Raw genomic sequence first — 21853 nt, 5'->3', positions numbered from 1 at the left:
TTGCTTCCTATGAGTAATCAAACTTTTGTAAAAAATTTTGCATAACTCTCGCAGCTACCATAGCATCATCATAGTCAATTTCTTCTTCAAAATGATGGCTTAAACCATCTTTACAGCGTAAAAACAGCATTGAAATGGGTGTAAGATTAATCATGGCTAAACCATCATGACCTGCTCCACTAAACAATGAGAAAGGAACTTCATTTTCTTCTTTTATAGCATCAAAGAGTTGATTCTGCATCTTCTTATCGCAAAATGGTCCTTCCATCTCATAATTTTTGCTATATGAAATTTTCACACTATACTCTTGCTCAACACTTTTAAAGAACTCAGCAATTTTTTCCATTGCTTCCATTCTTAGGTGACTATGTGGAGAACGTATTTCAATCGTCATATCCACATGATCAGGAATCACATTAACAGCATTAGGAGATACATTTAATTCTCCAACAACACCAACTAAATCTTCTGTTGACTTGAATAATTTATCAGCAAAACGAATAATCTCTGCGCCAGCCACTAAAGCATCTTGTCTCATATCCATAGGTGTTGTCCCAGCATGGTTTGCCTTACCCTGAATATTTACAGCGCATCTTTGTATCCCTGTAATAGCAGTTACTACACCTACTGGAAGCTCTTTTTGTTCTAGAACTGGGCCTTGCTCAATATGAGCTTCAAAAAAACCAAGAACATCTTCCTTATTTCTCTTGCATTTCTCAATCTCATCCGGATTGGCTCCGATTGATTTAAGAGCATCATAAATTGATATACCATCTTTATCAGTAGCCTTTGTTAGAGCATCTAATGACACATCTCCATTTAAAGCTTTACTACCTAATAGTGTCTCTGGGAAACGAATCCCTTCTTCATCACCAAAAGCTATAAGTTCAACACTATAATCAAGTTCAACACCTGCATCATTCATTTTCTTGAGCACATATAAAGGTAAAAGTACGCCCAATATTCCATCATATTTTCCACCCTCAATAACACTATCTTGATGTGAACCTATAATTAAAGTTTTAGAAGTCTTTTTACCTTGTTTTCTACCAACAACATTCCCTAAAGCATCTAGATGCGTTTCTAAACCTGCTTCTTGCATCCAACTATCGATAACAGGAATAATTTGCTTGTGCTCTTTGCTACAAAACAGGCGAGTAACTCCCCTTTCTGATGAGCTAAAAGTCGCAGCTGTATCAAAGTACTTTTTTAACTCTGCAATATCATAATTTATCTTCATATTTATCTCTCTTAAAGTTTTTTTATTAAAAAATATTATTTATCCAGCTTTATGTGGATTATTGATAGTTGGTATGGACTTTACAAACTCTTGATAACTATTTGCCGTATAGTATGAATATAACTTCCGAATATCTGTTATAACGCCGATTTCAGAACAATCAACTCTTAGATCGCAAGGAGGTAAGTCTTCACTAACGACTCTTAGAGCAATTGAAATAGCTCCTTGTTTATCCCCACCTGCCAATACCCCAGCCTCTAGAGAATCTATGATTTGCTCAACAAAATCACTATTTTTAGAGCATTCATAAGCAGAAACCATACTTTCTAAAACATGCCTACCGACAAGACGATTCCCTGCCACAGCTAAATTCTTTTTAAGAATATGTCCACAAAACGAATCATTAGATCCACCTGTCCATCCAGCTGTATTGCCTTGTTTATCCATCAGAATAAACTGGCGATAATTTGAGTTAGGATCTTTTTCAATAATTCTATTAAGAACTTGTGTTAATTTTTGGTCTTTTAATAATTCTTCTGCCCAATAGTTATAAAGATGGTTGGTATAAAAACCTTGTGTAGCCGAAACTATCTGATTTGGTAAGGCATGATGAACAAAACCTCCTACAGCGATAGATGCAGTAATAGTTCCCACTCCATATTGCTTACCTTTTTTAGCAATAATTGAATAAGTCAAAACAAAATCCAAGCTTAAGTATTAACATTTAATATAAAGGTTTTATATATAAATATCTAGGACTAAAACTCTATTTACGAGCTTTTTCACATCTGATTAAGAACTTTTTGCATTTATTTTTATAAACCACATAAATGCTTAATAGCTTTATGAATCCTAGCTATTGTTTTTTGTTTGCCTAAAAGTCTAAGTGTAGCACCAATATCTGGAGACTGCCCTGAACCTGTTACAGCGATTCTAAGAGGCATTCCAACCTTACCCATACCAACCTCACACTGCTCAGCCGTAGTACTAACAATATTATGCAAAACTTCATCATCATTCCAGCTTACTGTAGGCAACTCTTGAATATTTTCTAAAAGCTTAACAAATATTGCCCCTGTTGCTGCTTTGATGTGCTTCTTCACCGCTTTTTCATCATACTCAACATCTTCACTATAAAAATAATGTGACTTATCAACTAGCTCAACCACTGTTTCTGCTTTTTCTGCCATCACAGGCATCAAATCTTCAAGCTTTGGACCGTTTGCTATATCTAGACCTTTCTTAGCAAAATGATACTCTAACTCCCCTACGATATCTTCAACTTTTGAATCAACTAAATAATGTTTATTAATCCATTTAAGTTTTTCAAAATCAAAACGAGATGGCGAGCCACTTATATGCTCAAGATTGAAATCTTTTATCATTTCTTCAAGCGAAAAGATTTCCTTATCACCATGTGACCACCCTAGTCTAACAAGATAATTAAGCATTGCTTGAGGTAAGTAACCATCTTCACGATATTGCATAATATTTACTGCTCCATGTCTTTTAGATAATTTAGCTCCATCAGGACCTAGTATCATTGGTACATGAGCAAATACAGGAACTGTTGCCCCTAATGCTTCATAAATATTTATTTGCTTAGGAGTATTATTTACATGATCATCACCACGGATAACATGAGATATTTTCATATCCATATCATCAACAACTACACAAAAGTTATATGTTGGCGAACCGTCTGCTCTTTGAATAATCATATCATCAAGCTCTTGGTTTGCTATTGTAATTCTACCCTTTACGGCATCATCCCAGCTTACCATACCGTCGATAGGATTTTTGAATCTTACAACAAAACTCTCACCTTCTTTAGGTACAAAGTCAGCGTTTCTGCACTTGCCATCATAACCAGTTTTAAGGTTGCTCGCCTGTTGTTTTTCACGCAACTCATCAAGGCGTTCTTTTGAACAATCACAGTAGTAAGCTTTACCTTCTTCAATAAGCTGGTCAATCACTTCCTTATACCTATCAAAGCGTTTAGTCTGATAGTAGATTTGGTCATCATTTTTTAAACCAAGCCAAGCCATACCGTCTAAAATCGCATCAACAGCTTCTTGAGTTGAGCGCTCTAAATCAGTATCTTCAATTCTTAAAATAAATTTGCCATTATTCTTCTTTGCATAAAGAAAGCTAAATAAAGCTGTACGCACACCACCAACATGTAAAAAGCCGGTAGGGCTAGGTGCAAATCTTGTTGTAATCATAACAATATACCTCTTGAGAAATTATTTATAAAATATAGGTTGGGTAACTAGATTTGTTACCCAGTAAATAGAATTTATTCTTTATCTGCTTTTTTAATAGCTACACCAAGCTCATTTAACTGCTCTAAAGAAACATTTGAAGGTGCTTCTGTCATTAGGCAGCTAGCTGTTTGAGTTTTAGGGAATGCTATTACATCACGGATATTTGTAGTACCCGTAAGTAGCATAATAAGTCTATCCACACCAAATGCTATACCACCATGAGTTGGCGTACCATAAGACAAAGCATCTAACATAAAGCCAAACTTCTCTTGTGCTTCTTCATCAGATATACCTAAAAGGCTAAATACCTTAGCTTGAACATCTTGCTGATGAATACGAATAGACCCACCACCAACTTCATAACCGTTTATAACCATATCATAAGCTCTTGAGCCAAGATTTTCTGGATTAGCATCAAGGTCAGCAACAGTTTCTATTTTCGGTGCTGTAAATGGATGATGCATCGCATGTAATCTGCCATCTGCTTTTTCAAACATAGGGAAATCAACAACCCATAAAGGTGCCCATTTTTTATCAAAATTTTCTAGGTCTTCACCAATCTTAGCACGCAAAGCACCCATCGAATCATTAACAATCTTAGTCTTAGCTGCACCAAAGAATAGTAAATCACCCTCTTTAGCACCAGTTTTTTCAATCACTTTGAAAAGAGTTTCTTCTGAAATATTTTTCACAATAGGAGACTGTAAACCATCTTTACCTTCAGATAATGAGTTTATCTTGATATAAGCTAACCCTCTAGCACCATAAATACCAACAAACTTAGTATACTCATCTATTTTTTTACGGCTAAGCTTTTCATTACCATTTGGTATTCTCATTGCTATCACACGAGAATCATCATCATTTGCAGGTCCTGAGAATACTTTAAACTCTTCATTCTTCATATCTTCTTTGATATTTACAAACTCAAGAGGTATTCTAAGGTCTGGTTTATCTGAACCATACTTATCCATCGCATCAGCAAAACTCATTACTTGGAAAGGTGTATTAAACTCAACACCTATAGTCTCTTTGAAAAGTCCAGCAACCATAGTTTCCATCGTAGACATAATGTATTCTTCATCAATAAATGAAGCCTCGATATCTATTTGTGTAAATTCTGGCTGTCTATCTGCTCTTAAATCTTCATCACGGAAGCATTTTACAACTTGGTAGTATCTGTCAAAGCCAGAAACCATTAATAGCTGTTTAAAAAGCTGTGGCGACTGTGGTAACGCATAGAACTTACCATTGAAGTTACGGCTTGGTACTAAGTAATCTCTAGCACCTTCAGGCGTAGCTTTTGTAAGAAATGGAGTCTCGATATCTAAGAAACCATTATCATCTAGGAAATTACGTACATATCTAATTGCTTTTGAACGGGTGATAAGTTTTTTTTGCATATCAGGACGACGCAAGTCTATGTAACGATACTTAAGCTTCACATCTTCACCAGTAGCTTGGAAATCATCCAACTGGAATGGGATAGTTTTTGATTTATTGATAACCTTTATAGTGTCACCAATTATCTCAACTTTACCACTTGCAAGATTATTGTTTTCTTGACCTGCTGGGCGTAAATTTACTAATCCCTCTGCCTGAATTACAAACTCTGATCTTACGCCATCTGCGATTGCAAAATTTGCATTATCTGGATTAAAAACTAACTGAACCAAACCAGTTCTATCTCTTATATCTAAAAAGATAACCCCACCATGATCACGGCGACGATGCACCCAACCACAAACTGTTACTTTTTGATTTTCTAATTTTTCATTAATATCTGAACTGTAATATGTTCTCATTTAAAATAACCCTTTAAATATTTTATAAAGTAAATAGACAAAATTTAATCACAATATTATAACAGGAAATAGAGTAAAGAGTAAGGTCTTGATTCCACTATCTACTTATCAAAATATAGACTCTAGTAATAAAAAACTCTCTCGTGCTATAATTTATATTAATGAAAATGTCTATTTAAAATAAAGTATGCAAAACATAGAAAATATTAGTTTAGATTACTTAAGCATGGATGATTATCAAGAATTAAAAGCCGCAATGATTGAGGTCTATAACATCGAAGACCCTTATTGGGAGAGAAGTGAGATAAGTTCATTAATTAAAAAATTTCCTGAAGGACAAGCTGTAATTAAGGTTAATGACCAAATTGCTGGTTGTGCTTTTTCAATCATAGTAGATTATAAAAAGTTTGGTGACAAACATACTTATAAAAAGATAACTGGTAACAACACTTTTAAAACTCACACAGAGGATGGTGACGTCCTATATGGCATCGACTTATTTATCAAACCAGAATTTAGAGGTATGCGTTTAGGACGTAGATTGTACGATTACAGAAAAGATCTCTGTGAGAGGCTTAATCTTAAAAGCATCATATTTGGTGGACGAATACCAAACTATCATAATCATGCAGATGAAATGAGCCCAAAAGAATACATAAGCAGACTAAAAAGGCAGGAAATACATGATCCCGTTTTGCGTTTTCAACTAAGCAATGACTTTCAGCCGATTAAGATAATTAAATCTTATTTAGAGGATGATAGTGAATCTAATGATTACGCAGTACTTCTGAAGTGGACAAACATTTACTATGAAGAAGAGCATACTGAAATTCCAACTATCATCAAGAAAGACATCCGCTTAGGCTTAATTCAATGGCAAATGCGCCCCTATAAAAGTTTAGATGAATTAATGCATCATGCTGAATATTTTGTAAAAGCAGTATCAAACTACAGGTCTGATTTTGCATTATTCCCAGAATTTTTTAACGCTCCCTTAATGGCAGAGAATAATCATCTATCTGAACCTGATGCGATAAGAGAACTAGCGAAACACACTCAAACAATTACAGATAAATTCTCTGAGCTTGCTATTACCTACAACATAAACATCATAACAGGAAGCATGCCAGAAATAAAAGATGAGCGCCTTTATAATGTTGGTTACTTATGTCGCAGAGATGGCACAACCGAAAAATATGAAAAGCTACACGTAACTCCTGATGAAGCTATGGTCTGGGGTCTTCAAGGAGGCAGTAAACTAGAGGTCTTTGATACTGACTGTGGTAAGATTGGCATCCTAATTTGTTATGATTCAGAATTTCCTGAACTTAGTAGAATACTTGCTGAAGATGGTATGGATATTCTTTTTGTACCATTTTTAACAGATACTCAAAATGGATTCTCAAGAGTTAGGAATTGTGCTCAAGCAAGAGCTATAGAGAATGAATGCTATGTAGCCATTGCAGGTAGTGTTGGTAACCTTCCTAATGTTCATAACATGGATATTCAATATGCTCAATCGATGGTATTTACACCATGTGACTTTGCCTTCCCCGCTACAGGAATAAAAGCTGAAACAACCCCAAATACTGAAATGATTCTAATTGCTGATGTAGATATTCATTTATTACGTGAACTTAACCAGTTTGGTAGTGTGAAAAACCTACGTGATAGGCGTAAAGATTTATATGACCTTAAAAGAAAGGTTTAGCAACTCTAGTTCTTTGGTATTTCTCGACTATTATCATTTTCAAGATTTTTAATTCTAACATCCATCTTAGATGGTTGAATTTCAATATTATTCTCTTTTAATGCTTTTAAGAACATCATTCTCAAATCGCTTGATATATCAAAATTATGGATTCTCAAACAGTATGCTCGAACTGAAACCGTCATTGCTGAATCGCCTAGCTCTAGTAGTATAAACTCTGGTGGTGGTGTGAAAAATATTCTTTTTTCACTTGTCACAACTCTTCTACAAATATCCATAACCTCTTCAGGGTCATGACGATATGCTACTTTTATATCAATAACCAACCTTGAAGTTCGATCAAGTGTTTCATTTGAAACAATATTTGTAATCATTACATTATTCGGAATAATTAAAGAGTTATTATTAAAAGTTAAAACCTCTGTAGCTCGTATACTAATTCTCTTGACGACACCAATTTCATTTTCAACATTGACCCAATCACCAATCTTAACAGGTCGTTCAATCAACATAACAAGACCTGCAAAGAAGTTTTTAACTAAATCTTGCATAGCAAAACCAAGACCGACAGATAAACCCGAGGCAATAAACGCTATAGTTGTATTGCTTATACCTAATGATTTAATAAATAGGAAAATTGCCGTGATTATAAAAATATATTTAATTATAGATGTTGTGGCTTCTTTAGTACCCAAATCCCAGTTTGTATACGGATATATTCTCTTTTCTGCGAATAACATCACTATTTTTGCAGAAATAAACATAACAACTAAAACTGATAATGATTCTAAAAATGATTGTAACGGAAGAATATCCACACCAAGCAAAGTTTCACCTTCATAGAAAAATATCTCCCAAACATCATATAATTTTTGAGGTAGAACATTAAAAGAAAGTAGAGTAAACACTATAAATAAAATAGTTGCTACTACGATTACAAAACTCTTAACCCAATATCTAAAGCCTGTTCTTTTAATATCACCCATAACATTTTCAGCTGTTCTACGTAAAATAGCCATTTTTGTTTTTTTACAAAAAACAAGATCCAATAAAACTATCACTACTTTATAAAACACATAAATATGAGCTGCCCAGAAAAAAGTCTGATATAAATCAAATGATACAGACATCCCTAGATTAGGATACCCCCCTAATATCATCATAATAATACAAAAAACTAAAGATACTACAACAAAATATCTAACAATATAAGTAACGAATCTCTTAGGTTCATAATTATCCAAATACTGCTCTTTACCAAGACTATAAAAAAACATAATAGCTGGAATAAGCATGAATAACATCATTATAAAGCCAGGGATTAATGCATCACCGATAAACTGTGTTAACTCTACTGAGGCCGGAGAGAAATCCACTAAACTTGAAAGGAAGAAGTGCATTGAAACACCAAAAAGCATACAATAAATTAGCAAGTAAGTTTCTGTTTTAAAACTAACGATGACTCTAGCGTAAACTGAAAGTATATAAATGAAAAAACAATATAAAGCTATGATTTGTAGAGAAGTCATCACACTATAAAAAGCATCTCGATTAATTAGACCGAAATATATAGAAATACTTACTAAAAGCACAATAACTAAGGGATAAATAGCTATCCCTAAGATTAGGTCATATAGTTTTTCAAACTTAAAAGCTGCCCAATAAAGATTTTTTTTATGTCTTAACTCTTTATTTTTTAGGATAACACTCTTAATCGAAAGAACTCTCCTAAAAAACAGAAAAAATAAAACTGTAAAAGTAAAAACAATTATATCTAAAACTAAGTTTACAAAGTTACTAGAAATGGTCTTAATAGCATGAGTCCAACTATTAGGTTGCCATAAAACTGTACTTTGATTAAACTTAAAATCATTTCTTAGCTTATTTCTATATCTTGAAATATCATCTAAAGCATACTCAATATTAATATCTGTATCTTTAGCTAAAATAAGGTCATTTAATATAAGGACTCTTGACTTCGTATAGTCTTTTAATCTTGTATTAAACTTCTCATTTGCTTTAACACTATCGTTAATAAAATTAGAATATTTATTAGCTTGATAGCGTTCATCCACAAAATCTAATAACCTATCAAGTTTATGAAGATCGAGTTCTAGGCGGTATATTTCATTGTTGATATAATCTATATAGCCTAGAAGTTTGTCTCGCTCATAATTTAGAGAGTCTTCAGTTTTAGCTTTATCTAGATGCACATAGTCAATAAAACTATTTATTTGTTTTACTCTTTCGTGAAGAGTAGTGGTCGCCTCATTTATTTGAGAGCTTGTAACAGCAAAAGCTATATTACAAATAAACAATACAAATAAAAATATTACTAAACTTTTTCCAACTTTAAACATAATATTTATAAAACAAATAAGTTATATAGTTATTGTATACTATAAATAAAACTGTTGAATTAATATTTAATAGCACTTCAGCTAATAACTAAAGTTACTCTTCAATATCTGTAATACTTGTTACATAATTATAAAATGTTCTAATTATCACTTTTAGAATAATATTCTTTATTTATTTTAATTTTTTTCTCCTCTGCAATAGCTACAAAAAGCATCAAAACAAAACAAATAATAGCTGCCACATAAAGAGCTGTAAATGTACCACTCCATCCAGTAGCACCAAAGATACTAATCTTTTCATCTGCTAGCATACCAAGTCCAAGCTTAGCAAAACTATCTCCTAGCAAATATGCAAATGTCCCTTTTACACCATCTGCAACTGCTACCCCTTGCTTTGGAACAAACCCGACAGCAGCCACACCTATTAGTAATTGTGGACCAAATACACAAAATCCCAATAAAAATAGAACTATCATATATACAAGCTCACTAGTAGCTGACTGGTACATATATAAAAGAATAATTGTTGCTACAAGAGATGCAAGAGCTGTGGCACCTCTTCTACCATTAACTAAATCCGACAGCAAACCCCACATCAAAGTACCTGTTAATGCTCCTGCCTCAAATAAGGCATAGCTCCACGCTGATGTTTCGGTAGAAAACCCTAGAACTTCATGAGCATATACAGGTGACCACTGATCCACACCAATTCTCACCACATACAAAAATACATTCGCAAAACATAAAATCCAAATCACCTTATTAAAGATGATGTATTTTTTGAAGATTTCCCATTTAGATATATTTTCTTTTTTGACAAAAGCATCTTCTTCACTTTCAGGCTCTTCAAAAAGCTCTTCTGCTGTTCCTAAACCATAAGCTTCTGGTGAATCATTACCTATAGTTAATCCTACAAAACCAATAATCAAACAAAGTATAGATGGAAAAATAAACATTCCAACCACGTTGCCATTAAAGACAACTTGAGAACCAAAGATTGCTACACCTGCAGCTAAAGCCCCACCAATATTATGAGACATATTCCACAAACCTAAGAAGAAGCCTCTTTTCTTTCTCGGAGTCCATTTAGTGATCGTTGAATAGCTACATGAGCCTCCAGAGCTTTGGAAAAAACCACTAAGAGCATAAAACCCAACCATTAAAAATAAACTGTATGTCCCACTACCTAGACTTAGACCAAAACTAACCATACATATTGCTGATAAAATCAGCATAAACGGTAAAACTTGCTTAGTGTTTTTACCATCAAAATAATATGTTGTAACTGTTTTACCTAAACCATAAGTTATAGAAAAACCAAGTCCAATAAGCCCTAGCTCTGTAAATGAAAGCCCATAATCATGTATCATATCATTCTGAGCAATGTTGAAATTCTTTCGAATCATATACATGCTAAGATAACCGATAAATACCACTAAATATGATTTAATAAATTTATTAAGCCAAACTTTCTTTCTTTCCTCTACAGATAAACTCATAGTAGGAATTCTTTTTTGATCAAATATTTTTAATAGAGACAACTTACAAGACATATATAATAAACATCAAAAGATTATAATAGAAAATTGCTGGATAATATATTTATTAATAAGCATTAATAACCAAGACAGCTCATCATTTAAGCGAACGATCTTAATCGGTATATTTTAAGGCAAAAAAAAGCCCCACTAGAGGTTATCTAATGGGGCTTTTAATATGTGCTCATTGTTGTTGAGTCTTTTATTATAGAATAAAATGGCGACTACCTACTTTCACTTAGCGAATGCTAAACTATCATCGGCGTGTTATAGTTTCACTTCTGAGTTCGGAATGGGATCAGGTGGTACCTACAAGCTATCATCGCCAAAACTTTAATCTCTAATGTTTTGGTTTTGTATTTTACTGTTTAATTGCATATCAATAAAGATATTTAACAATTCAGCATAGAAATAGACTTAAGTCTCTCGGATCATTAGTACTGGTAAGCTTCATACATTGCTGTACTTCCACACCCAGCCTATCAACGTCGTAGTCTCCAACGTTCCTTACAGGTCTAAGACCTGGGATATCTAATCTTGAAGGAGGCTTCCCGCTTAGATGCTTTCAGCGGTTATCCCTTCCGAACGTAGCTACCCGGCAATGCTTCTGGCGAAACAACCGGAACACCAGTGGTTCGTTCACTCCGGTCCTCTCGTACTAGGAGCAACTCTTCTCAAATATCCAACGCCCACGGCAGATAGGGACCGAACTGTCTCACGACGTTCTGAACCCAGCTCGCGTACCACTTTAAATGGCGAACAGCCATACCCTTGGGACCTGCTTCAGCCCCAGGATGTGATGAGCCGACATCGAGGTGCCAAACTCCTCCGTCGATATGAACTCTTGGGAGGAATCAGCCTGTTATCCCCGGAGTACCTTTTATCCGTTGAGCGATGGCCTTTCCATACAGGACCACCGGATCACTAAGACCTACTTTCGTACCTGCTCGAGCCGTCACTCTCGCAGTCAAGCGCACTTTTGCCTTTATACTCTTGGCATGATTTCCGACCATGCCGAGTGCACCTTCGTACTCCTCCGTTACTCTTTGGGAGGAGACCGCCCCAGTCAAACTACCCACCATACACTGTCCTCGAATTTCTCCTGAGTTAGAACTTCAAATAGTCAAGGGTGGTATTTCAAGGTCGACTCCAACAAATCTAGCGACTTGTCTTCATAGTCTCCCACCTATCCTACACATAAATATTCAAAGTCCAGTGCAAAGCTGTAGTAAAGGTTCACGGGGTCTTTCCGTCTAACCGCGGGTACACAGCATCTTCACTGCGATTTCAATTTCACTGAGTCTCTGGTGGAGACAGTGTGGCCATCGTTACGCCATTCGTGCAGGTCGGAACTTACCCGACAAGGAATTTCGCTACCTTAGGACCGTTATAGTTACGGCCGCCGTTTACTGGGGCTTCGATCCACAGCTTCGCTTGCGCTAACCACTTCAATTAACCTTCCAGCACCGGGCAGGCGTCACACCCTATACTTCATCTTACGATTTCGCAGAGTGCTGTGTTTTTGATAAACAGTCGCAGCCACCTGATAATTGCAACCCATCTCTGCTCCAGGAGCAAGTCCCTTCACATAACATGGGCACACCTTCTTCCAAAGTTACGGTGTTATTTTGCCTAGTTCCTTCACCAGAGTTGTCTCATAGCCTTAGTATTCTCTACCTACCCACCAGTGTCGGTTTACAGTACGGTTACCTATACAATATACTTAGAAGATTTTCCTGGAAGCATGGCATCAATAGCTTCGTCAAACAAGTTTGACTTCGTCTCGTATCTCAGATCAACAATACACCGGATTTACCTAGCATATCTACCTACTTACTTTCACCCGGACAACCATTCGCCGGGCCTACCTAGCCTTCTCCGTCCCTCCATCATTCATATAAGCAGCACAGGAATATTAACCTGTTTTCCATCGACTTCACTCTTCAGCTACGCCTTAGGTGCCGGCTTACCCTACGTTGATTAACATTGCGTAGGAATCCTTGGGTATTCGGCCAATAAGAATCTCACTTATTTTACGTTACTCATGTCAGCATTCGCACTTCTGATACCTCCAGCATGCTTCTCAACACACCTTCATCGGCTTACAGAACGCTCCCCTACCATATATTATCTATATCCGCAACTTCGGTGCATAGCTTAGCCCCGTTAAATCTTCCGTGCGGGCCGACTCGACCAGTGAGCTATTACGCTTTCTTTAAAGGATGGCTGCTTCTAAGCCAACCTCCTGGCTGTCTGGGCCTTCCCACTTCGTTTCCCACTTAGCTATGACTTGGGGACCTTAGTTGGCGGTCTGGGCTGTTTCCCTCTCCACTACGGACCTTAGCACCCGCAGTGTGTCTCCCGTGATTGAACTTGATCGTATTCTGAGTTTGCATCGAGTCGGTAAGGTCGTAAAACCCCCCTAGTCGAAACAGTGCTTTACCCCAATCAGTTATACACGAGGCACTACCTAAATAGTTTTCGGGGAGAACCAGCTATCTCCGTGCTTGATTAGCCTTTCACTCCGATCCACAACTCATCCCGTAATTTTGCAACATTAGTGGGTTCGGTCCTCCAGTTAGTATTACCTAACCTTCAACCTGGTCATGGATAGATCGCGCCGGTTTCGGGTCTACTCCTAGCAACTATACGCCCTATTAAGACTCGCTTTCGCTACGGATCCCTTATTCAGTTATCCTTGCTACTAAAAGTAACTCGCTGACCCATTATACAAAAGGTACGCAGTCACATAACTAAATTATGCTCCTACTGCTTGTATGCAAGTGGTTTCAGATTCTATTTCACTCCCTTTATAAGGGTTCTTTTCACCTTTCCCTCACGGTACTAGTTCACTATCGGTCATTCAGTAGTATTTAGCCTTGGAGGATGGTCCCCCCATATTCAGACAAGGTTTCTCGTGCCCCGTCCTACTTGTTCGTATGTCTAGTTCCACTAAGATTATTTCGTATACGGGACTATCACCCTCTATCGTCAAGCTTCCCAACTTGTTCTACTATAATTCTAGCTATATCATACCAGGCTCTTCCCACTTCGCTCGCCACTACTACGGGAATCTCAATTGATTTCTCTTCCTAAGGGTACTTAGATGTTTCAGTTCCCCTCGTTCGCTCCTAACTCTATGTCGAGTAGGTAACCAGACTGCTCTGGTTGGGTTCCCCCATTCGGAAATCTCCGGATCATAGGTCATTTACCACCTAACCGAAGCTTATCGCAGATTAACACGTCCTTCATCGCCTCTGAATGCCAAGGCATCCGCCACTTGCACTTATTTTCTTAAGTCTATCTCTATACTAAATTGTTAAATATCTCTATCTTCATGCAAATAAATATTGGTGGAGCCTAGCGGGATCGAACCGCTGACCCCCTGCGTGCAAAGCAGGTGCTCTCCCAGCTGAGCTAAGGCCCCAATATGTTTTATACTCCCAACATCTTACGATGTTCAGAAAATGGTGGGTCTGAGTAGACTTGAACTACCGACCTCACCCTTATCAGGGGTGCGCTCTAACCAGCTGAGCTACAGACCCGTATTTATTTACACTAAAATATATTATCTACAAACACTAAGTTAAATCACTTGAGAAACAACAGTTAAAGTTTATTTCTATTTTTCGTATTTCCTTTAAGGAGGTGATCCAGCCGCAGGTTCCCCTACGGCTACCTTGTTACGACTTCACCCCAGTCATGAATCACTCCGTGGTAAACGCCCATTCGTTAAGCTATCTACTTCTGGAGCAACCCACTCCCATGGTGTGACGGGCGGTGTGTACAAGACCCGGGAACGTATTCACCGCAGTATTCTGACCTGCGATTACTAGCGATTCCTGCTTCATGCAGTCGAGTTGCAGACTGCAATCCGGACTAAGAATACCTTTCTGAGTTTCGCTCCACCTCGCGGTATCGCAGCCCTCTGTAATATCCATTGTAGCACGTGTGTAGCCCTGGTCGTAAGGGCCATGATGACTTGACGTCGTCCCCACCTTCCTCCGCCTTGTCAGCGGCAGTCTCAATAGAGTACCCAACTTAATGATGGTAACTATCAATAGGGGTTGCGCTCGTTGCGGGACTTAACCCAACATTTCACAACACGAGCTGACGACAGCCGTGCAGCACCTGTCACTGAGTTCCCGAAGGCACCAATCTATCTCTAGAAAGTTCTCAGGATGTCAAGACCAGGTAAGGTTCTTCGCGTTGCATCGAATTAAACCACATGCTCCACCGCTTGTGCGGGTCCCCGTCAATTCCTTTGAGTTTTAGCCTTGCGGCCGTAGTCCCCAGGCGGAGTACTTAACGCGTTAGCTGCGCCACTAGATCCTTTACACCGAACCCAACAGCTAGTACTCATCGTTTACAGCGTGGACTACCAGGGTATCTAATCCTGTTTGATCCCCACGCTTTCGTCCCTCAGTGTCAGTATTAGTCCAGAATGTTGCCTTCGCCATTGGTGTTCCTTCTGATCTCTACGCATTTCACCGCTACACCAGAAATTCCCCATTCCTCTACTATACTCTAGTTTAGCAGTATCAAATGCAGTTCCAAGGTTGAGCCCTGGGCTTTCACATCTGACTTACTATACCACCTACAGACCCTTTACGCCCAGTAATTCCGATTAACGCTTGCACCCCCCGTATTACCGCGGCTGCTGGCACGGAGTTAGCCGGTGCTTATTCTTCAGGTAACGTCAATTTATTCAGCTATTAACCAAATAAACTTCCTCCCTGACTAAAGTGCTTTACAACCCTAGAGCCTTCTTCACACACATGGTATTGCTGGATCAGGCTTCCGCCCATTGTCCAATATTCCCCACTGCTGCCTCCCGTAGGAGTTTGGACCGTGTCTCAGTTCCAATGTGGCTGATCATCCTCTCAAATCAGCTATAGATCGCAGCCTTGGTAGGCCTTTACCCCACCAACAAGCTAATCTAACGCAGGCTCATCTATCCGCAGCAGCGCAAGCGCCACTTTTAATCCGAAGATATTATGCGGTATTAACGTTCGTTTCCAAACGGTATCCCCCACAGATAGGTAGATTCCTACGCGTTACTCACCCGTCCGCCACTCGTCAGCAAAGAGCAAGCTCTTTCTGTTACCGTTCGACTTGCATGTGTTAAGCATACCACCAGCGTTCAATCTGAGCCAGGATCAAACTCTTCAGTTTAATCTATTTCTGACTCTAACTACTGTTCACTCAAATTCATTAACAAAGTGTTTGTATATAATATATCTATTAAATATCTCGATGACCGCAAACCTAATCGCTGCCTCGCTTCCCGTTGCATCACTCCCAACCGGTGAAGACATATAATACACATCACATTTACAAAACGCAACTACTTTTTACATCTTTTTGAAGGTTTTTTAAAGTTTAGGCTTTTTGCCCAAAATCTTAATCCTAACATAAGCTTTATTGACTTTATATTCGAAACAAATATCTCCCAAACCTTTTATAAAATTAGAGTAAATTATCAATGTTTCTTAATTTTATTATTCTTAGTCTAAGAGAGTAAGTTAAAATAACACTATAACCTAGCAACCTCTTTTTATTATGCCATCGATAAACTTCAACTCTCTTGATAAAAAACTACATGAACGACCTCATTTTAAGCAAGCTTCTGATAAAGATTTATTTTATTGGGGCAAAGATGTTCTTAGTAGGGATCAATACATCCACAAAAATGCTTTTAAGCCTCTTAAGCAAATGATAGCTGATGCAAAGTCTGAAGGTGTAATATTAGAAGTGCTATCTATATATAGATCCTATGAATATCAAGAAGCTTTAATCAGCCGCCACCTTGATACAGGTAAAACCCTGGAGCAAATTGTGAAAAAAGTAGCGATCCCTGGTTATAGTGAGCATCATACAGGCTTAGCTATAGACTTTACCACTCCAGATGAGGATGGCTTAGTTACTGAGGCCTTTGAACAAACTTCAGCTTTTGTTTGGTTACATAAAAACGCTAATGACTATGGTTTTTATATGAGCTATCCAAGAGATAATCTTCAGGGAATGATATACGAGCCTTGGCACTGGTGTTTAAAACAATATATTTAATAATACAATTGATGAAACTCAAAAGCTTCATACATACAAATGTATTAACATATAACTATTGATTATTTGTTTATAGATGAGAATAATATACCTACAAATAAATATTTAGAGAAAATATGGGAAATACAAAAAAACCTAGTTTATTCACAGCTATAGCGTTAAGTGTAGGTACTATGGTAGGTAGTGGTTGGCTATATGCATCATACTATGCCTCCCAAGCAGCTGGAGCTGCATCGATACTTTCATGGATTATAGGAGCATTTATAGTTCTTGTGATGGCGTTTTTACTGGCAGAGCTTGCTGTTAAATATCAAACAAATGGATTATTTACACAATTAATAACTCTATCACATAATCAACACTTTGGTTTTGTAACAGGATTATCAAATTGGATGTTAGGGCTTATTATCGTACCATCGGAAGCTATGGCCACGACACAATACATTTCTTCTATATACAAGCCAATGACTCCATACGTGTTTAGCGCAGGAGAACTTACTTTTTTAGGAGTGGTTGTCGTTGTTTTATTTATGTTGTTATATACATTAATAAACTACTGGGGAATAAAGTCATTATCAAAAATCAATAACTCATTAACTTCTTTAAAAATCATAATTCCTATAGTTACCTCTTTAATAATAATGTTTGCAGCATTTCATTCTAATAATTTTAGCGGTGATAATGTTAGTTTTATGCCTAAAGGTGTAAGTGGTGTTTTTAATGCTATTGTTACTTGCGGTATTTTTTATTCTTTCTTTGGGTTTCAGATGGCTGCTAGTTTTTCAGCTGAATTAGAAAACCCCAAAAAGAATATACCGATTGCTTTAGTTAGTAGTGTACTGATAGTTTTATTCATATATCTCTTACTACAAATATCTTTTATAGGTGCTGTACCTGAGAAAATGCTAGGAAATGGCTGGGAAGGTTTGAATTTTAGTTCTCCTTTAGCTCAACTAGCAGGAATATTAGGCATAAACGCTCTTGCTATAGTTTTATATGCCGATGCTTTAATTAGTCCATCAGGCACAGGCATTGTATACCTAGGTGGTAGTGCTCGTATGCTTAATGAAATGTCTAAAGCAAAACAAATGCCTGAATATTTTGCCCGCGTTACGCAAGGGGTTAATATTTCAAGAACTTCTCTTATATTTACATTTATATGCTCTATAGTTCTAATATTCTTCTTTAGAAACTGGCAGATGATAGCGTCTTTGACAACTACATTCATCTTAGTTTCTTGTATTGCTCTACCTATTTCTTATGCAAAAATAAAAGGCAATAAAGATGATCCATTGCCTGTAAACTATGTGCCTTTTCCTAGGATTGTAGCTTTCATTGTATATATGATATTGACATATTTATTAATGATAGCTGGAGCGCTTAATTTAGCAGTAGCTTTGATACTTCATGTGTTATTTTTCTTGATATATGCTTACATGGACAATAAAGGAAGTATTTCAAATATCTTAAAAGCCTTTGCATCATCATGGGCTATTTTTGCATACTTAGTCGCTGAGTTAATTTTTGGGTTTATATATGAAGATATTGTATCTTATGATTTATTTATAATAATATTTATTGTTGTATCAGCAGTGCTATACCCATTATTAGTAAACCAAAAAGATTATCATTCCAAATAAGTATTTACTATATAACTCTTTCTTCTATAGAAAAAATCTTTTTAACAAAAGAATCTTTATTTAAAACTCGTTTTATAGCTTAATAAATAGTCAACCTACTAGTCACTCGGAGAGACTTTTATGAAGTATGATTCATTTTCAAGAATGCTACATTGGATTACAGTTTTTTTAATCTTATCAATGCTAACTTTAGGGTTTATTTGGTATCTAGGTAAAACAGAAAATCCTATAAACCAGTTTTATTATAATATTATATGGTATCACAAGTCACTGGGTATAACTCTTCTGATCGTGATGTCCATTCGCGTAACATGGTTTTTTACAGGCATGAAAAAACCTCCATACAAATTTGATATTCCTATACATGAAAAGCTTTTAGCCAAATTAGTGCATTTTATGTTGTATGCTAGTATATTTACCATGATAGTTTCTGGCTGGCTACTAAGTTCTCTCTTGCATAAACCTGTGCCTTTTTGGATATTTGATGTAGCTTTACCACTACCTTTAATGGAAAATATTGCTCCCATCTTTGACAACATTCATATATTTACAGTCTGGGTTTTAATAATTAGTATATGTTTTCATATAACAGGTGTAATTAAGCATATTGCAAAAAAAGAACCTATCCTAGAGAGAATGTTATAGAACCACTAGTAGTTAAACTTATTACAAAACTCTTTTAACTCATCAATAAAGGTTTTTATCGCATTAGATTTCTTCAATCTTTCTGAGTATAAAGCATAAAGAAATTTACTCTCAAGTTGAAAGTCAGGCAATACTTCTGTCAAAAGCTGGCTATCAAGTTCTTTTTTTACGATAAATTTTGGACCTAACATTATCCCCTGACTATTAATTGCAGAACTTTTAAGAATTTCACCACTGTTACTAAGAAGATTTCCTTCTACAGTCACATTTAGCTTTTTATCTGACTTCAAAAAAGTCCAAGAATTATAACTTTTATTATTTTTATATAATAGACAGTTTATATTAGATAAATCATCAGGGGTTGCCAGCTTATTTTCTTTACAAAAGCTTGGACTTGCTACCGCAACTCTTTTAATCTCAAAAATTTGTTTAGCTATAAGTCCAGTATCTGGTAAATCGTCACTAATTCTTAATATAATGTCATTTTGATTTCTAGAAAAATCAATGAAGTTATCGTTTAGATCTATTTGGAGATTGATTTCTGGATATTTATTATGGAAATATGGTACAAAAGTGCGTAAGTAGACCAATCCAAAAGCTAAAGGAGCACTAATGGTAATAACTCCTGTTAACGAATTATTTTGCATACTAAAAATATGCTCAAAATTATCTAACTTATCTAATACTTCACAACAATGCTCAAAATACTCTGCTCCATTTGCTGTAGGTGAAATACTTCTTGTAGTTCTATTAAATAATTCAACATTTAGCATACTCTCAAGATACTTAATCCTTTTACTCACTAAACCAATGGATATATCTTGGTTCTCAGCTGCTCTTGTAAAACTCTTAGACTTAAAAACACTAACAAATGTTCTCATACACGTTAATTTATCCATATTCTTCCCAAGTGTAAAAATAATTTCAATAACCTTATTTCATCTTATAAGCACTAAACCAATCTTTCTCACCTAAAACACTCTAACACAAGTTAGTTATTTAGGATAGCGTCGTTAAAATAAAGATTAGAAGTACGATGATTAATAGAAAAACACAAAGCTTGATTTAACTAAAATAAAATATATTTCTGATTCTTATCTAAATGACTAAATAATTCATTTGTTGTAATTTTCTTTATCTGACAAATTTTATTTATAACTTTAAATAATAGCTCTGGCATATCATTATTAGACTCTTCTCCTAAAAGCCACGAATATGATGATGGATTATCAGTTTCCACCAAAATTCTATCAAGAGGTACTTTTTTTGCTATTTCCTGTATATGTTTACTGAACATAATCTCCACACCTATAGAAAAATATCCTCCTAAAGCTAAATACCTTTCCATAAGCTCTATGCTTCCAGCATACCAATGAATAACAAACTTACTGTGATTGTATTTTTCTAAAGCACCTAATACTTCTATTTCTGCCCCACTTGTATGTAAGTTTAAGAGCTTATCTTTAACATGTCCATTTGAAACAATATATTCAAATACTTCTTGCTGATCTTTATAAGGAGCTGCATATTTCAAAAACTTCTTATCTAAGCCTATCTCACCAATATAATTTGCTTCATTCAAATACTCATCTAAACTATCTAACTCATTGACATACTTATCTGCTTTCCACGGGTGAACCCCAAAAGAAGGTATAATAAAATCATATTTTTTAGCAAGAGCTTGTATCTTTTTATATGAAGGAATACACATAGACACAGATAAAAGCATAATATCGTTCATTTGACATTGATTTACTAAATCATGGTATAAACTCTCATCATATTTATCTGTATGTACATGAGCATCTAAGAGCATAGCTTTTGCTCCTTATAATATTTTTTCCAATGCTTATAACCATAAACAGCTATTATAAGATAGATGAAAGTAGTTATTGCAGCAAATGGGATTTCTTTATATATGTATAAGAATACATACATAGAATCAACAACCATCCATATAAGCCAGTTTTCGATATATTTTTTAGTTGCTAGTATTACACAGACTAAAGATGCGACACTTGTGAAACTATCTAAGTATGGAGTAGTTGAATCTGTGAAAGCAATTAAAGTTTGGGCTACTAAAAATGAAAGACTCACAATAGTTAACACAATTAAAACCCAAGAGAGTGAAGAGTTGAAAATTTTTGGTTTTAATTCATTGTTTAATTTACTTGATGTCCATGTTAACCACCCATAACAAAAAAAACATAATAACAATAGTTGTAGCACCATATCAGCATAGAGCCCAGCTAATCCAAATAGTATAGAACTCATTATTAAACCTAAAATACCTACTGGCCAACCTATAACAAAAAAACCAGCTAATAAGAAAGTACAAAGTAAATTAATAATCATTGTGAAAAAATCTAATAAGTGCATACAAACTCCCAAATGCGTGTATCAAAAAAGTAAACTTTAGGGAGCTATTAGAATAACAAATACATGAAAACCAAACTCCCTACGCTAATTCTAATTAGTTCAGGTTATAAGGGTTCGATTTTAATCATCTCAGCTTTTTAAAGCACCCCTGTTTCAGAAGGATAATAACACAAATGTACTATCACTATAAACTTTATAT

At 35.9% G+C, this 21853-nt stretch carries 13 protein-coding genes, 2 tRNA genes, 3 rRNA genes and 1 riboswitch; of the genes, 4 read left to right on the top strand and 14 right to left on the bottom strand.

The window, feature by feature from the left end:
• Window positions 1–7 precede the first annotated feature (7 nt).
• The 4 genes from CDH04_RS00260 to aspS form a co-directional block, all read right to left on the bottom strand.
• Entirely contained in the window at window positions 8–1240 is a 1233-nt protein-coding gene (locus tag CDH04_RS00260) for a M20 family metallo-hydrolase (RefSeq protein WP_112869119.1), read from the bottom strand.
• 39 nt (window positions 1241–1279) lie between these two features.
• Entirely contained in the window at window positions 1280–1936 is a 657-nt protein-coding gene (locus tag CDH04_RS00255; protein ID WP_162699166.1) for a DUF1028 domain-containing protein, read from the bottom strand.
• Window positions 1937–2055: 119 nt separating this feature from the next.
• On the bottom strand, window positions 2056–3465 hold the full coding sequence (gene gltX, locus CDH04_RS00250) for a glutamate--tRNA ligase (RefSeq protein WP_112869117.1): 1410 nt from the start codon (window positions 3463–3465) through the stop codon (window positions 2056–2058).
• A gap of 74 nt (window positions 3466–3539) precedes the next feature.
• Window positions 3540–5312, bottom strand: coding sequence for an aspartate--tRNA ligase (gene aspS / locus CDH04_RS00245; RefSeq protein ID WP_112869116.1), 1773 nt, complete (start codon window positions 5310–5312; stop codon window positions 3540–3542).
• A gap of 187 nt (window positions 5313–5499) precedes the next feature.
• Between aspS and CDH04_RS00240 the strand changes: the two genes are divergently transcribed.
• Entirely contained in the window at window positions 5500–7023 is a 1524-nt protein-coding gene (locus tag CDH04_RS00240) for a bifunctional GNAT family N-acetyltransferase/carbon-nitrogen hydrolase family protein (RefSeq protein ID WP_112869115.1), read from the top strand.
• A 5-nt stretch (window positions 7024–7028) separates the two neighbouring features.
• Here CDH04_RS00240 and CDH04_RS00235 read toward each other — a convergent pair whose 3' ends face one another.
• From CDH04_RS00235 to CDH04_RS00205, 7 genes are all read right to left on the bottom strand, one after another.
• Entirely contained in the window at window positions 7029–9383 is a 2355-nt protein-coding gene (locus CDH04_RS00235; RefSeq protein ID WP_112869114.1) for a mechanosensitive ion channel family protein, read from the bottom strand.
• Window positions 9384–9523: 140 nt separating this feature from the next.
• On the bottom strand, window positions 9524–10936 hold the full coding sequence (uhpT, locus tag CDH04_RS00230) for a hexose-6-phosphate:phosphate antiporter (RefSeq protein WP_174208877.1): 1413 nt from the start codon (window positions 10934–10936) through the stop codon (window positions 9524–9526).
• Window positions 10937–11136: 200 nt separating this feature from the next.
• Window positions 11137–11251 (bottom strand): 5S ribosomal RNA (rrf, locus tag CDH04_RS00225).
• Between the two features lie 83 nt (window positions 11252–11334).
• Window positions 11335–14221: ribosomal RNA gene (locus CDH04_RS00220) — 23S ribosomal RNA — on the bottom strand.
• Between the two features lie 51 nt (window positions 14222–14272).
• Window positions 14273–14348, bottom strand: a tRNA-Ala gene (locus CDH04_RS00215).
• A 41-nt stretch (window positions 14349–14389) separates the two neighbouring features.
• A tRNA-Ile gene (locus tag CDH04_RS00210) sits at window positions 14390–14466 on the bottom strand.
• A gap of 96 nt (window positions 14467–14562) precedes the next feature.
• A 16S ribosomal RNA gene (locus tag CDH04_RS00205) occupies window positions 14563–16096 on the bottom strand.
• Together the 16S, 23S and 5S rRNA genes with 2 tRNA genes alongside form the textbook arrangement of a ribosomal RNA operon.
• A 387-nt stretch (window positions 16097–16483) precedes the next feature.
• Here CDH04_RS00205 and CDH04_RS00200 point away from each other — a divergent pair.
• From CDH04_RS00200 to CDH04_RS00190, 3 genes are all read left to right on the top strand, one after another.
• A complete protein-coding gene (locus CDH04_RS00200; protein ID WP_112869113.1) occupies window positions 16484–16990 on the top strand; it encodes a M15 family metallopeptidase in 507 nt (168 codons plus the stop codon).
• A 116-nt stretch (window positions 16991–17106) separates the two neighbouring features.
• A complete protein-coding gene (locus tag CDH04_RS00195) occupies window positions 17107–18630 on the top strand; it encodes an APC family permease (RefSeq protein WP_112869112.1) in 1524 nt (507 codons plus the stop codon).
• A 120-nt stretch (window positions 18631–18750) separates the two neighbouring features.
• Window positions 18751–19275 (top strand): cytochrome b, encoded by a 525-nt coding sequence (locus CDH04_RS00190; RefSeq protein ID WP_112869111.1) that lies wholly within the window; start codon window positions 18751–18753, stop codon window positions 19273–19275.
• A 5-nt stretch (window positions 19276–19280) separates the two neighbouring features.
• Here CDH04_RS00190 and CDH04_RS00185 read toward each other — a convergent pair whose 3' ends face one another.
• From CDH04_RS00185 to pnuC, 3 genes are all read right to left on the bottom strand, one after another.
• A complete protein-coding gene (locus CDH04_RS00185; RefSeq protein ID WP_112869110.1) occupies window positions 19281–20174 on the bottom strand; it encodes a LysR family transcriptional regulator in 894 nt (297 codons plus the stop codon).
• 170 nt (window positions 20175–20344) lie between these two features.
• On the bottom strand, window positions 20345–21091 hold the full coding sequence (locus CDH04_RS00180) for a TatD family hydrolase (RefSeq protein ID WP_112869109.1): 747 nt from the start codon (window positions 21089–21091) through the stop codon (window positions 20345–20347).
• On the bottom strand, window positions 21082–21654 hold the full coding sequence (gene pnuC / locus CDH04_RS00175; RefSeq protein WP_112869108.1) for a nicotinamide riboside transporter PnuC: 573 nt from the start codon (window positions 21652–21654) through the stop codon (window positions 21082–21084). Before pnuC ends, CDH04_RS00180 begins: the two co-directional genes overlap by 10 nt.
• Before the next feature lie 59 nt (window positions 21655–21713).
• Window positions 21714–21814, bottom strand: a riboswitch (TPP riboswitch).
• Window positions 21815–21853 lie beyond the last annotated feature (39 nt).

The organism is Francisella adeliensis (genome assembly GCF_003290445.1).
In the GTDB taxonomy this organism is placed as follows: Bacteria; Pseudomonadota; Gammaproteobacteria; order Francisellales; family Francisellaceae; genus Francisella; species Francisella adeliensis.
This window is presented reverse-complemented; position numbering and strand designations above follow the sequence as displayed.

Bases quoted from the DNA above. Each gene is read 5' to 3' on its own strand.
- CDH04_RS00260 (WP_112869119.1), bottom strand. From the start codon at position 1,240: ATGAAGATAAATTATGATATTGCAGAGTTAAAAAAGTACTTTGATACA.
- gltX (WP_112869117.1), bottom strand. From the start codon at position 3,465: ATGATTACAACAAGATTTGCACCTAGCCCTACCGGCTTTTTACATGTT.
- aspS (WP_112869116.1), bottom strand. From the start codon at position 5,312: ATGAGAACATATTACAGTTCAGATATTAATGAAAAATTAGAAAATCAA.
- CDH04_RS00240 (WP_112869115.1), top strand. From the start codon at position 5,500: ATGCAAAACATAGAAAATATTAGTTTAGATTACTTAAGCATGGATGAT.
- CDH04_RS00235 (WP_112869114.1), bottom strand. From the start codon at position 9,383: ATGTTTAAAGTTGGAAAAAGTTTAGTAATATTTTTATTTGTATTGTTT.
- uhpT (WP_174208877.1), bottom strand. From the start codon at position 10,936: ATGTCTTGTAAGTTGTCTCTATTAAAAATATTTGATCAAAAAAGAATT.
- CDH04_RS00200 (WP_112869113.1), top strand. From the start codon at position 16,484: ATGCCATCGATAAACTTCAACTCTCTTGATAAAAAACTACATGAACGA.
- CDH04_RS00195 (WP_112869112.1), top strand. From the start codon at position 17,107: ATGGGAAATACAAAAAAACCTAGTTTATTCACAGCTATAGCGTTAAGT.
- CDH04_RS00190 (WP_112869111.1), top strand. From the start codon at position 18,751: ATGAAGTATGATTCATTTTCAAGAATGCTACATTGGATTACAGTTTTT.
- CDH04_RS00185 (WP_112869110.1), bottom strand. From the start codon at position 20,174: ATGGATAAATTAACGTGTATGAGAACATTTGTTAGTGTTTTTAAGTCT.
- CDH04_RS00180 (WP_112869109.1), bottom strand. From the start codon at position 21,091: ATGCTCTTAGATGCTCATGTACATACAGATAAATATGATGAGAGTTTA.
- pnuC (WP_112869108.1), bottom strand. From the start codon at position 21,654: ATGCACTTATTAGATTTTTTCACAATGATTATTAATTTACTTTGTACT.